Origin of the sequence: Blautia sp. An46, from assembly GCF_002161645.1 — a bacterium.
Taxonomy (GTDB): domain Bacteria; phylum Bacillota; class Clostridia; order Lachnospirales; family Lachnospiraceae; genus Blautia; species Blautia ornithocaccae.
Genome location: NZ_NFIF01000004.1, coordinates 39,696 through 53,222, shown reverse-complemented (window position 1 = coordinate 53,222; position 13,527 = coordinate 39,696). Strand labels below are relative to the sequence as shown.

The 13,527-nt window shown below is 47.1% G+C and carries 11 protein-coding genes; 3 read left to right on the top strand and 8 right to left on the bottom strand.

All coding sequences use genetic code 11. From position 1 onward, the window contains the following. Nucleotides 1-2 precede the first annotated feature (2 nt). Genes B5G00_RS04665 through B5G00_RS04650 form a run of 4 tightly spaced genes read right to left on the bottom strand, consistent with a single transcriptional unit; the run spans nucleotide 3 to nucleotide 6,045 of the window. The gene (locus B5G00_RS04665) at nucleotides 3-845 is read right to left on the bottom strand and encodes a Cof-type HAD-IIB family hydrolase (protein WP_242971281.1); all 843 of its coding nucleotides are present in this window, start codon (nucleotides 843-845) and stop codon (nucleotides 3-5) included. A 20-nt stretch (nucleotides 846-865) separates the two neighbouring features. Next, the gene (locus tag B5G00_RS04660) at nucleotides 866-1,231 is read right to left on the bottom strand and encodes an MGMT family protein (RefSeq protein ID WP_087269662.1); all 366 of its coding nucleotides are present in this window, start codon (nucleotides 1,229-1,231) and stop codon (nucleotides 866-868) included. Nucleotide 1,232: 1 nt separating this feature from the next. Then, nucleotides 1,233-3,416, bottom strand: a complete 2,184-nt coding sequence (locus tag B5G00_RS04655) for an ATP-dependent helicase (protein ID WP_087269263.1) — start codon at nucleotides 3,414-3,416, stop codon at nucleotides 1,233-1,235. Next, entirely contained in the window at nucleotides 3,397-6,045 is a 2,649-nt protein-coding gene (locus B5G00_RS04650; protein ID WP_087269260.1) for a DEAD/DEAH box helicase, read from the bottom strand. Before B5G00_RS04650 ends, B5G00_RS04655 begins: the two co-directional genes overlap by 20 nt. Nucleotides 6,046-6,293: 248 nt before the next feature. Between B5G00_RS04650 and B5G00_RS04645 the strand changes: the two genes are divergently transcribed. The 3 genes from B5G00_RS04645 to B5G00_RS04635 all read left to right on the top strand — a co-directional run bounded on the left by B5G00_RS04645 (nucleotide 6,294) and on the right by B5G00_RS04635 (nucleotide 7,423). Next, nucleotides 6,294-6,623, top strand: coding sequence for a PadR family transcriptional regulator (locus tag B5G00_RS04645; protein ID WP_087269257.1), 330 nt, complete (start codon nucleotides 6,294-6,296; stop codon nucleotides 6,621-6,623). Next, entirely contained in the window at nucleotides 6,610-7,158 is a 549-nt protein-coding gene (locus B5G00_RS04640) for a DUF2812 domain-containing protein (protein WP_087269255.1), read from the top strand. Before B5G00_RS04645 ends, B5G00_RS04640 begins: the two co-directional genes overlap by 14 nt. 88 nt (nucleotides 7,159-7,246) lie before the next feature. Then, complete coding sequence (locus B5G00_RS04635) at nucleotides 7,247-7,423, top strand: DUF6440 family protein (RefSeq protein ID WP_087269253.1); 177 nt, start codon at nucleotides 7,247-7,249, stop codon at nucleotides 7,421-7,423. 90 nt (nucleotides 7,424-7,513) lie between these two features. On the opposite strand, the gene B5G00_RS04630 is transcribed toward B5G00_RS04635, so the two are convergent. From B5G00_RS04630 to B5G00_RS04615, 4 genes are all read right to left on the bottom strand, one after another. Beyond that, entirely contained in the window at nucleotides 7,514-9,238 is a 1,725-nt protein-coding gene (locus B5G00_RS04630; RefSeq protein ID WP_087269250.1) for an IS1096 element passenger TnpR family protein, read from the bottom strand. Nucleotides 9,239-9,700: 462 nt separating this feature from the next. Then, on the bottom strand, nucleotides 9,701-10,363 hold the full coding sequence (locus B5G00_RS04625; protein ID WP_087269247.1) for a V-type ATP synthase subunit D: 663 nt from the start codon (nucleotides 10,361-10,363) through the stop codon (nucleotides 9,701-9,703). Nucleotides 10,364-10,377: 14 nt separating this feature from the next. Then, complete coding sequence (locus B5G00_RS04620) at nucleotides 10,378-11,748, bottom strand: V-type ATP synthase subunit B (protein WP_087269244.1); 1,371 nt, start codon at nucleotides 11,746-11,748, stop codon at nucleotides 10,378-10,380. Then, nucleotides 11,749-13,515, bottom strand: coding sequence for a V-type ATP synthase subunit A (locus B5G00_RS04615; protein WP_087269241.1), 1,767 nt, complete (start codon nucleotides 13,513-13,515; stop codon nucleotides 11,749-11,751). Nucleotides 13,516-13,527 lie beyond the last annotated feature (12 nt).

Here is a 13,527-nt window from a genome sequence, read left to right as displayed (position 1 = left end):
TTTTATAATTCAAAACTTCCTATACCCAGCAATTTTTCAATTCCCCAGGCCACCCCGTCTCTGTCATTGGAAGGCGCGCTCCAGTCTGCTGTCCTTTTGCACTCCGGAGAGGCGTTCTCCATAGCAATCCCTATCCGGGCATAAGCAAGGAGCTCTTTATCATTGTCCCCGTCGCCAAAAGCCGCCAGGCCTTCTCTGTTTAAGCCCAGATATTCCAGCAGAAAACGGATTCCTGCATCCTTTCCCGAATCTCTGTGAGAAATCTCCAAAAGCTGAGGGACCGAAGAAGTGATATACACATCTTTTACATTTTCCTGAAGAGTTTTCCACAAATCTCTCTTCTTTTCCTCACTTTTCACCACAATGTCCAAACAGTCCAGCATCTCCTGGTTTTCCCTGATAAAGCTTTCCATATCTGCCACAGGCTCCCTGGTACTCTGGATATAGGGAATAGCTCTTTCACTGGCCCCAAAACTTACCGGGTCCTCCACATACTCTTTCTGAGCATAGGGCTTTCCCTTAATAAAAGCCTCAAAAACTACCTCTTCCTTCTCTGCACAGACCAGAATCTCGTTTACGGAATCACCGGAAAGCCTGGACTGTTTCAGACATTTTCTGTCAGAAAGCCTGTACACTGCAGCTCCGTTAGATGTGATCCCATATTGGATACCTTCAATTTCCAGAATGTCCTTTGGCAGAGAATCCAGGGACCTGCCGCTGGCCGCCACTACCTGTATTCCTGCATCCAGAGCCTTCTTAATCGCCTCCCGATTTCTTCTGCCAAGTCTCCCCTGAGGGTTTAAAGTTGTTCCGTCCAAGTCTAAGGCAATACATGTAATCTTCACTTGTTCCACCTCTTCTCCTGTCAGATTCCTCTCTTTTGAAATTCTTCCCGAAAGGCTTCTGCTTCCTCCAGAGTATTTTTCCATTGATATCGTTTTAAATCTACTTTCCACCCTTTTTCTGTCAGTCTGACCTCCACCCCTTCCTGCTCCAGAAGAAGTTTCTGCATATCAAAAGTCTCAAAGGCCGCCGCTCCTGACAGAATCCCCTGGGCGTTTACCACTTTATATGCGGGAATATCCTCCCCCATGAGATTTCTCCCCAGGCCATATCCCACCTGCCGGGAATTTCCCGGTTTTCCGCAGAGCAGGGCAATCTGTCCGTAAGTGGCTACTTTCCCCTGAGGAATGCTTTTTAATACCAGGGCTCCTCTTTTATAAAAATCCATTTTACTTTCCATAAGTCTCACCTGTCTCCTGAGAAAGGAACTCTATCTCTCCCAGAGCTTTCAAAAACTGTTTCCGTCCATAGCCAGGGAATTCCACCTCTACAGTCAGTTCATTTTGAGAGAGCAGTATTCCCTCCCCATACTTTCTGTGACGGACCCTTGGGCCAGGTACCACATTTCCAGTTTCCCTTTCATCTGGTTTCTCCGAAAGTTCTTCTCTTCTGCCCTCTGGCTCAGCATCTGTATTCCTCTTGTCTGGAGCCAATTCCTTTTCTGCTTCTTTCTTCTTCCGCAGTTCTTCCCGGACTTTTCTTCCCAGTTTTCGGAGATTTTCTTCCCCTTTTTCTCTCCTGACGTCTTCCTCCCAGTCCAGAAGCTCCGGAGGGATGCCCAGAAGATACCGGCTTCCTTCTCCGAAAACTCCCGGCTCTCTTGGGTTGACATAATAAGAAAGTTCCAGCTCCTCTTTTGCCCTTGTCATGCCTACAAAAAACAGCCGCCGCTCCTCTTCCTCCTGCTCCATAGTTTTACAGCGAAGAGGAATCAGCCCCTGATTCACACCGATCAGATATACCCGGTGAAACTCCAGTCCCTTTGAGGCGTGGAGGGTCATCAGCCGGACGCCCTTTAAAGATTCTTCTCTCTCCCCCATGATTTCTCCAAGGTCCATGCCATAGAGGGCCCCATCATTTAAAAAAGCTCTGGTCCCTTCCCAGAGAGACAATTCTTTTTTCTCACAGTACACTCTCAGCCATTCCAGAAGTTTCCCTGCCTGTTCTTCTCTTTCCTTATAGCCAGCCGAAGTGGGACCAAAGGCTTCTCCAAGACCGAAATAATCAAAGATTTCCCTCCACTTGGGAATCTTTGTCTGGCTGGAAGACCAGGCCTGAAAGCTTCTCATCTGCTCATATAAAAAACTCTTCCCTTTTCCCTCCTCCAGAAGGTCCCGGACTTTCTTTTTCGTAAGCTTCTCCCCGAATCCCGGATTCAGCAGCACCTCTTCCCCTGTCTGCCGGTCTCTGGGATTTACAGAAAACCGAAGGATTTTCACCACCCAGTCCAGGGCAGGAATATCCTTTACCGTCTGTTTTACCGAAATCTGATAAGGAATTCCCCTCTTTTCAAAAACCTTCTCCAGAAGCTCCCCCTGCCTCTGAAGACGGTAAAGGATTGCGGTATCCTCATAGCTCTCTCCTGTTTTATGTAAACTTTCAATCTGTTCCGCCAGATATTCTGCCTCTGTAAAAGGGTCATACTGCCGTTTTACCTTAATAAGCTTTCCCTCTTCCCGGCAGCCCTGGATCCTGGTTCCAAACTGCCGGAAATGGTTAGCCGCTTCCAGAATCCTTGCGTTAGAACGGTAATTTACCGGCAGGGAAAGTTCTTTTGCCGAAAACCTCCTTTTCAGGGCAAAAAAGGTACTGTCGCTGGAACCTCTCCAGCTGTAGATTACCTGGTTTGGGTCCCCCACGGCAAAAAGCCTGGTCTCCTCTCCCACCAGAGCTTCCAGAAATTCCAGCTGGAGGTTATCGCTGTCCTGGATTTCATCTGCGATCACCCAGGCGGGGTGAAACCCTTCCTCTTTTATCAGCTCGGTGCTTACCAGAAGCAAGTCCGAAAAGCTCATTTTGTTCTCCCGCTGTTTCTCCTGTTTCAGCAGAGGGTACAGCCGGAACAGGTCGTCCCCATACCTGGAAGCTTCTCTTCCTTCCAGATAAGCCTTGTATTCCTGCTCCAGGCGCTTTTTCAGCCGGTTCTTATATTTGATATTCAATTTTTCTTCTTTAATGATCCTCTGGGCCAGCTCTGTTTCTTCTTCAGGTTCCATTACAGAGAAGTCCCTGTCCCAGCCGGCTTTTTCCACAGGGAGCTTTTCTTTTAAAAGCCTCAGGGCCACGCTGTGAAAGGTTCCGAACCCGGCTCTCTGCTCCGGAGAAAGTTCTGGCTCTCTGAGCAAAAGGCGGCTGAGGATCTCCTGGGCTGCCTTGTTAGTAAAAGTCAGCACCAGCATATCTTCCAGAGGCACTTTTTTCTCTAAATAAAGATACAAAACCTTTGCAATGAGCACCGTGGTCTTCCCGCTGCCTACATTGGCATTTACCACACAGGCCGGACTGTCATCCAGCACTGCCTCCTTTTGGTATTCATTAAGTTTTTCCCAGTCCTTATTCTCCCTTGTCTCCATATTTTCTGCGCAGCCTTCCTTTTATCTTTTCTGCATTTTCCCGGTCTTCCTCTGCCCGGACTTCTATTTTCATATCAGAGGGGCACACTGCATGCCATCTCAGGGTGTTCTCCAGTTCCCTGAGATTCTCTCCTTCCAGAAGCCAGTCCCGGTAAAATCCATTTTTCACCGTAAGTACCAGAGTATGGTCCTCCACTCCTACCTCCTGGATAGTTTTTAAAAAGTCTCCCCCCTTCTCTCCGTTTTCTTTCACGCTCTGGCAGAACTCCTGCCACTGTATAGGAAGGGTAAAGAACGAATATTCCTTTTCCATTACCGGCCTGGCCTCTTGTTCCGGCACTTTTACTTGTTCCGGAGGAAGGCTTTCCTCCAGGAGATTTTCCAGGCCCCACAGAACCATGGCTTTATCCAGGGTATAATCTCCCACGCAGGCGGGGCAGCCATCCTCGCAGGAACATCCCTTTACCATATGAATGGCCTTTTCCAGGATTTCAGGTACCAGATCATAAATTTTTTCCGAGTATCCCAGTCCCCCCTCATACCGGTCATAGATAAAGAGGGACACCTTTTCTTCCTGGAAAATATCCGGTATCCTGGCATTGTTGGAAATCACTGTATCAATATCTGAACTTTCTGTCATAGTCACCATCATGGCAGCATTCTTTACCGCAAAGGCCAGTCCCTCAAAATGGTTATTCAGCATCAGCTCCCCACTTTTCGCAGGCACCAGCAGATTTCGATAAACTCTTGTGACATTCTCCGGAATATGGATCCAGGTACTCTCCGTATCATAATCCTTCCGCAAAGGCCTTAGGAGGCTTACATAGCCCAGATTCTGATGATTATGGAACTGGAGCTTCTTGTACATGGAGATGACTTCCTCCACGTTAATATCCCCAAAATGGATCCTGCACCTTCCCAGCTCTTCCTCTCTGAAAGTCTGAAGGATCCTGGTCTCCTGGGTCCCTGAGGGTACCGTGTAATAATTTCCGGAAAAGGGAACTCCATAGGCGGTCCTGGACTCCAGATCCAGCTTCAGCACCTCATACAGCTCCCCTTCATGGATATATACCGCTCCCGGGTAAAGCTCATGGAAAGCCTGGGTTTCATCCATCTGAGTAATCTCCCGGTTTTCCTTTTCAAGAAGCAGCTTATATCTGGACTTGTCCATATTCCGCAGACTGTAGTCCCCTGCTGGAAATACCTCTCCCGTCCAGGCAAAACGTCCAGCCATACTCTCCACTTCTCCTGCATTTAAAAGCACCGGGATAATCTCCCCCAGATCCGGAAAAAGGCCCGCATCATCTAAAGACAGGGGCATCTCCGCCGCAGCCGCCCGGATATGGGCCAGTTCAATGAGAAGATTGTCCGGGTCCACAATAGCATTTTCGCTGCTTTTGGAAAACAGCCACTCCGGGTCCAGAGCAATATACTGGTCAAAAGGCTGATTTTCCAGGATAAGATAGTTTACGCATTTTTCCCCGTTTCTTCCGGCTCTTCCCGTCTGCTGCCAGAATGAAGCCCGTGTTCCCGGATACCCTGCCAGTACCGTACAGTCCAGACTGCCAATATCAATCCCCAGTTCCAGGGCATTGGTAGATACCAGGCCGGCCAGTTCTCCTGTGATCATTTTCTCCTCAATGCTCTTCCTCTCCACAGGGGTATATCCCCCTCTGTACCCGGCAATTTTCCTGGAAATCCCGTTTTCCTCCATTTTATCTCTGGCTTCCTTCAGGATAACCTCCACATTTCTCCTGGATTTTCCAAACACAATAAAATGATGATTCCCTGCTGCCAGAGCCGGTACCAACTCCGCTGCCAGCCAGGAGGCCGGCCTTCTGCCGTAAATCTTATCATTCTTTCCCTTAATTTCCGGTGGAAGGAGCAGCCGGTATTCTTTTTCTGGAGCGGCTGACCCGTCCTTATCCACCAGAACAAATTTTTCCCCGCAGATCCTCTCCGCCAACTCTGCGGGATTGGCAATGGTGGCCGAACTGCACAGGAATTGAGGTTTTGATCCGTAGTAGCCGCAGACACGCTTCATCCGCCGGAAAATATTGGCCAGATGAGCCCCGAAAGCACCCCGGTAGGTGTGGAGTTCATCAGTGACCACATATTTCAGATTGGAGAAAATAAAGTCGAACCCATAGCTGCTGTGATTTGGAAGAAAAGCAGAATTCAGCATTTCCGGATTGGTAAGGATAATGTTGGCACTTTTCCGTATCCTGCTCCGTTCCGCCTGCATAGTATCTCCATCATAAACCCCAGCGTTGATCCGTCCATTTCCGAAATATTCCAGAACAGGCTGCAACGCCCGGTACTGGTCGCTGGCAAGGGCTTTGGTAGGATAGACAAAAACTGCTCTGGTCAGAGGATTCTTTAAAATCTCCTGGAGTACCGGCAAAAGAAAGCTGAGGGTCTTCCCACTGGCCGTGGAAGTGGTGATCACCACGTTCTTTCCCTCCCGGGCCCTCTCAAACATTTCTGCCTGATGGCTGTACAGGCTGGGAATTCCTTCCAGTTTCAGAAACTCCCGGATATCCGGATGGAGAGAAGATGGAAACTCCTGAAAAACTGCCTTTCGCTCTGGCACGGTCTTCTGATAAACGGTAAAGTTTTCTATATTCATATGCGTCCTCCTTCTCTCCTGGTAAACTTCCGATGTTTTGCTCACAAATTTACTTATATAAAATTCAGTATATCGAAAATCCCTTTCTCTGTCCATACAGGAAAAAGCCGGAGAAAGCAGCTGCTCAGATCAGAAAAGTTCCATTTTCAGTTGACATCTATATATCCCAGTGCTATATTAAAATTATAATATCGCAGTGCGATACATCGCACTAAAAACTATTTATCTAATCTCCGAGGTGACCCTATATGAATACACATATCAAAAAAGTCTATGTACCTATGACCGAGACCGGGTTTTATATCCTGCTATGTCTTCTGGAAGAATCTCATGGATACGGCATTGTCCAGAAGGTAGAGTCTCTGACCCACGGAGAAATACGTTTAAGTCCCGGAACCCTTTACGGCAGTCTCTCCAAAATGGAAAAAGACGGCCTGATCCAATTCATACGGGAGGAAGAGAAACGGAAGATCTACAAGATTACAGATTTAGGAAGACAGGTCCTGGACCTGGAAATGAAACGGATAGAACGGCTGTATCAGAATATGATGGAGGTGCGTGAAAATGAAAGATCGTAAAATAAAATTCCGGTATTTTACTATTATGGAATGGGAAAAAGAGCAGGACTTCCTCCGCCAGGAGGGATTAAAAGGCTGGCGTTTTACAAAAGCCACATTACTGGGGATCTATCACTTTGAGAAATGCGAGCCAGAAGACGTGGTTTATCAGTTGGACTATAATCCTGACGGAATTGCTCACAAAGAACAATATGTCCAGATGTTCCGGGACTGCGGCTGGGAATATATCCAGGATTATTTCGGCTACAGCTATTTCCGGAAGCCGGCTTCTGAAATGGCCGGGGATGAAGAAATCTTCTGTGATGACGAATCCAGGCTGGAGATGGTAAAGCGGATTTTTCTCAGCCGTATGGTTCCCCTTATAGCCATTTTCTTTTTGCTGATTATTCCCAACCTGTATACCCAAAGTACGAATCATTCCTTAGCAGGGTATGCGCTGAACTGGGGATTCTGGATACTTTTTATCCTGTATCTCTTTCTTTTTCTGGTACTTGGCCGTCAGTTTTGGAAATACTGGAAAAAACTGAGCAGATAAGATTTCCCTCCTGTCCAGTTTCTGCTTTTATCTTTACCGGCAGCAAAAGGCTGGATTTTATTAAAATTTTCATTAAGGAGGACTACCGATGGATCGTTTTAAGAAAGTGTACCGGCAGGGCACTATTGAAGTGGTTGAAATCTGGGTCGATACCGAGACAGGTGTCAATTATCTGTTTCACCGAAATGGAAATGCATCAGGTTTAACACCATTGCTTGACAAAGATGGCAAACCTGTTGTATCATCTGAGCTTTCTCATAAGTAGGTGCAAGGCCTAGAGCTCACCTCGATATCGTAGAAAAACCGGACAGAAAAGGCAGCCGTCTGGCCCTTTCTGTCCGATTTTAATTTCTCTTTATTTTTTCTTTCTGCCGCAGCAGTACTTATATTTCTTCCCGCTTCCGCAGGGGCATGGATCATTGGGATAGATCTTTTTTGTTCCGGGAAAAGCGACTACCTTACAATCCTTATCCGTCTCTTTCTTAGAATCTGCCAGCACACGGCTGGCATCCTGTTTTTCCGTTCTCATTGCTTCCACCTCATAATCCGTAAATCCCCGGTTCTCCCAGGTGCGGACATATGGCTGCAGATTTTTAATGATCTTTGTCAGCTTTATCTTCCGGCCTTTCCTGGTTTCTTTACAGTATTCCATAGCCAGAGAAGCACATTCTTCCGGCTCTCCATTCTTCTGCAGGGAATCCAGAACCGCATAGTATAGAATTAGACTGTGAGGCATATCCTGATCCATCTCCTCAGAAAAAAATTCCAGCATAGGCAGGGTATGTTCGTCTGGTTCCTGGCATTCTACTTCTCCGTACCGAAGAAAGTCTTCTTTATCCATGGGCAAATAATAAGGCAACTTCTCCTGGTCTTCTAAAAGTCGTACATATAGATCCACTTCTTCCAATTCTTCTTCCATAAGATATCCGTCTTTTACTGTCATTTCCCCGGGATACCGGGCAGCTATATCTGCCAGTTCTTTTGCTGTGATCTTCTTATGCTCATATCCCCGGTAAATCTTCGCCAGATCTTCAAGGCTTATCACTCCGTAAAGATATACAGCGCTTTTACAGTATCCGGAAAGCTCCCAGTGTCTCTCCAATTCCCTCTGAAAACTTCCCGTATAAATTTTTCGGAACTTTTCTTCTACATCTTTTGGCACTGTAAGAAACTCTCCGTCTCTAAGGCCGCAGTAAAAAGACAGGAGAGGTGATACGGAAACCAGTTCTGCCTGGATATAAATCCCTTTTTCCTCTATCGCCTCCTGGAAAAATCCCACTTCCTCCTGGGTTGATTCCGTCAGTACTTTCCTGAACTGTCCGGACTCCAGAAGACTGTTTTTCAGCCACTGGGCCAGCTCTGCCTTTTTGAATCTTGCCGGTTTTGGCAGATTGGCGTCTCGTGCGATTTCCAGAAGATCATCCTTTTTATAATTTTTGAAAACCTCCTCCAGAGACTCTTCCGGCTCTAACTCTCCAAAGTCCTCAAAATTCTCTTCTCCTCCGGCCCCTGCCATAGTTTTCAGGTATTTCCGGAGTTCCTCGTACATTTCCTTTTCACTATAAGGAAGACCATAATCTTCCGGATACGTACTTCCCTCAAACTTCGAGAATTTCATATGGGCCTTTAAATATTCATTGACCTTTTCCATTTCAAAAGGCTCCGCCTGGTCTATCACGTCATAAAAACCCCAGATCCCGCCGCAGTCCTCGATCATATTGGGGCCTTTAAATTTCACTACCTGGGGATAACGCTTATCATAATCCAGGATTTTTTCCACCAGTATGGTATGCTCCCAGTCATCTCCAAAATCATATGTATAAATAATCTTAGCCTTCTCATAAAACCACCGGTCAATCCCTTCCTGTACGGCCTCTTCATCTCCGGCTTCCGAAGGACCATTAAAATAAATTCTTTCCTTGGGGATCACAAAACTAAAAAGATGGTCATGGGTCCAGCCGAATATGTATTCAATCACATTGTCCAGATCTTCAAAACTTATTTTCTCCGGCACGATCACTCTTCTCCAGATGGGAGGGGAACTGCCCTTAATCGTTATCTTTAGTTGATATCCTTTCATAGTCTTCTCCCTTCATATAATTTTAGATTTTTAACTTCCGAATCTGTCCCTAAGCCAAACGAAGGACCATGTAAAGCTCCTAATATCGCTATGGTAATTTCCAATTTAGTATTTTTCATATTTTCCTTTGATCCCCCCATTTATATATAGAAAACGTCCCCTGTACTTTTCAATATCAAATTAAAAGATTTCCGCTCTGTTATTCATTATATTAGCATACCATTCCCCTGCCCTCAATATCTTCCAGCCATGAAGTTACGGCAAACACATGATTAGGGCTGTGAATGAGTGCAAACTTCAAACTAGCTATGAAGAACTCTTTCCAATAAAGTTCCTGCAGCATATTTTTGGGGATAAAAAGAGCCGCCGCATTAACTAAGAATATTCTCGACTTTAATGCAACAGCTCTTTCATTTTTGTCCCAGTCCTACTGTCTCGTATCCGGACAAAATTTTATCAATTTTAGTATTCTCTATCTTTATAATGATGAGCCTCTTCCAGCATCATATCCTTTACCTTCATCAGACGGATCTGGGTACTTCTCTCATTCTCGTCCAGTTTCATGGTAATATATTTGATATTCTCCTGGGTCTCCGGAATGATCACATGTTCCAGAGCGTTTACCCTTCTTCTGGTCTTCTCGATCTCCGCCGCCATAAGCTGGCAGGATTTCTCTACCTCGGCCAGGCGGAGCATATCCGGAAGGATATCTGCCAGAGATTTTACTGCATCATCCAGATCTCCGGAAGTAAAAGCAAATCCGTAAGAATAAATGTCGTTTGCGTCTGCGGTCCTGGTCCTGGTCTTAAACACCGGAATATCCACGCTCATAACATTTTTCTTACTGGCTTCCAGATATACCTCCTGTTTGGGAGACATAAGAGCCGTGTTCAGGATCTGCTCTGACATTCCAGCTTTGGCAATGACAAAGTTCTTATTGGCAGACAGGATCCCTGCCTCCACTTTCTGTCTGAGAGCCATATTCTCTCTTACCAGATCCAGGAACTGACGCATCAGCTCATCCCGTTTATCCTTTAAAAGTTTGTGTCCCTTGGTAGCCGTTACCAGCTTTTTCTTCAGCCTGGTAAGCTCCATCCTGGTAGGATTCACCTGGGTAGCTGCCAAAGCCGTCACCTCCTTTATTTCCCATAGTACTGATCAAGGAATTTGTCGTCAATACGTTTCAGCTCGCTTCTTGGAAGAATGGATAACAGCTTCCAGCCAATATTCAGGGTCTCCTCAATATCTCTGTCCGTATTATATCCCTGGGATACATACTCCTGTTCAAAGGCGTCTGCAAATTTAGCATAGATCAGGTCAATGTCGGAAAGGGCCGCTTCTCCTAAGATCACCATCAGCTCCTTGGCCTCTTTTCCTCTTGCGTAGGCTGCAAACAGCTGGTTCATAGTGTTAGAGTGGTCTGCTCTTGTCTTCCCTTCACCGATACCTTTATCTTTCAGACGGGACAGGGAAGGAAGTACATCGATAGGCGGTGTGACACCCTTTCTGTAAAGCTCACGGCTTAAGATGATCTGTCCCTCTGTGATGTAACCTGTCAGGTCAGGAATCGGATGGGTCTTGTCATCCTCAGGCATGGTCAGGATAGGGATCATGGTAATACTTCCCTTTTTGCCCTTCTGTCTTCCGGCTCTTTCATACATGGTCGCCAGGTCTGTGTACATATATCCCGGATATCCACGGCGTCCCGGTACTTCTTTGCGGGCTGCAGAAACCTCACGGAGAGCGTCTGCATAGTTAGTAATATCTGTCAGGATGACCAGTACATGCATATCCTTTTCAAAAGCCAGATACTCTGCAGCAGTCAGGGCCATTTTCGGAGTGGCGATACGCTCAACTGCCGGGTCGTTAGCCAGATTGATAAAAAGCACAGTTCTGTCAATAGCTCCGGTTTCCTTGAAACTTTCTGTAAAGAAGTTAGCTTCCTCGAAAGTAATACCAAGAGCTGCAAATACTACGGCGAAGTTTTCTCCTGAACCTCTTACCTTGGCCTGTCTGGCAATCTGGGCTGCAAGCTGGGCATGAGGCAGACCGGAAGCTGAGAAGATCGGCAGCTTCTGGCCCCTTACCAAAGTATTCAGACCGTCAATGGCGGAAACCCCTGTCTGGATAAATTCCTCCGGATAGCTTCTGGCTGCCGGGTTCATAGGAAGGCCGTTTACGTCTCTTCTCTCATCAGGAAGGATTTCCGGACCATCGTCAATGGGACGGCCCAGGCCGTCAAATACACGGCCCAGCATATCTTCCGATACGCCCAGCTCCATGCTCCTTCCCAGGAACCGTACCTTGCTGTTGGAAAGGTTGATACCTGTAGAGCTTTCAAAGAGCTGTACCAGGGCATTGCTTCCATCAATCTCCAGCACCTTGCATCGTCTGGTCTCTCCGCTTGCCAGCTCGATCTCTCCCAGTTCATCGTAATGTACGTTCTCAACTCCCCGTACCAGCATCAGAGGGCCGGCAACTTCCTGTATGGTTCTATATTCTTTTGGCATTTAGAAGCCCTCCTTTCCTAATACATTGGATATTTCCTTGGCAAGCTGGTCCATGATATTCTTGTATTCCTCATCCAGCTTATCCTCTAAAGTATATTTAAAACGTCCGATTTTTTCTCTTACTTCCAGTTTCACCAGATCCTGAATGGAAGCGCCCTGGTTAAGGGCTTCCACACCATGGTCATAGTATGCCAGCACCAGCTTCATCAGCAGATACTGCTTTTTCAGAGAACTGTAGGTATCTACCTCATGGAACGAGTTCTGGTGAAGGAAGTCCTCACGGATGGATCTGGCTGCTTCCATCTTCAGCCGGTCACCGGCAGAAAGGGCATCCATACCTACCATTTTTACAATTTCTTCCAGCTCTGCCTCTTCCTGAAGAAGACTCATCATTTTCTGGCGGTCAGACATCCAGTCAGAAGCTACATTCTCATTAAACCATTTCTCCATATTGTCCAGATACAGAGAGTAACTGGTCAGCCAGTTAATAGCCGGGAAATGTCTCTTATAAGCCAGGGAAGAATCCAGTCCCCAGAATACCTTTACAATACGAAGGGTAGCCTGAGATACCGGCTCGGAAATATCTCCTCCCGGAGGAGACACGGCGCCGATTACGGACAGGGCCCCTTCTCTCTTATCCTTGCCCAGAGAAATTACGTGGCCTGCTCTCTCGTAGAACTGTGCCAGACGGGAACCCAGGTATGCGGGGTAGCCTTCCTCACCGGGCATCTCTTCCAGACGGCCTGACATCTCACGGAGAGCCTCTGCCCAACGAGATGTAGAATCAGCCATCAACGCTACCGAATATCCCATATCGCGGAAGTACTCTGCAATGGTGATACCTGTATAGATAGAAGCCTCACGGGCTGCCACAGGCATATCTGAGGTATTGGCGATAAGCACCGTCCTCTGCATCAGGGACTGTCCGGTCTTGGGGTCTTTCAGTTCCGGGAACTCGTTAAGAACGTCGGTCATCTCATTTCCGCGTTCTCCGCAGCCGATATAAACCACAATATCCGCTTCCGCCCATTTTGCCAGCTGGTGCTGAATAACGGTCTTGCCGCTTCCGAAAGGTCCCGGAACGGCAGCAACTCCTCCCTTTGCAATAGGGAAGAAGGTATCAATTACACGCTGTCCTGTGATCAATGGTTTCTCAGGAGGCAGTTTTTTCAGGTAAGGACGGCCCTGGCGTACCGGCCATTTCTGCATCAAAGTCAGTTCTCTGTCCCCCTGGTCCGTAGCGATCACTGCCACTACCTCTTCCACGGTGAACTCTCCTGCTTTGATCTCCTTTACCTTTCCCTTTATTCCGTAAGGCACCATGATCTTGTGGTTCACGATCTGGGTTTCCTGAACGGTTCCGATCACGTCCCCGTTTTCTACCTCATCTCCCACCTGCGCTGTGGGAACAAAATTCCATTTTAAATCTCTCTTTAAAGAAGGAACCTCAACTCCTCTTTTTAAGTTGGTTCCTGAAATCTTCATAATATCATCCAGGGGACGCTGGATTCCATCATAGATACTGGTGATCAGGCCCGGTCCCAGTTCCACGGACAGAGGCGCTTCTGTAGACTCTACCGGTTCTCCCGGTCCCAGTCCTGAAGTCTCCTCATATACCTGGATAGAGGCTTCATCCCCATGCATCTCAATGATCTCACCGATAAGGCGCTGGCTGCTTACGCGGACCACGTCAAACATATTTGCGTCCCGCATGCCCTCTGCGATAACCAACGGCCCCGCCACTTTCTTAATCGTACCTTTGCTCATTGGAACGAATCA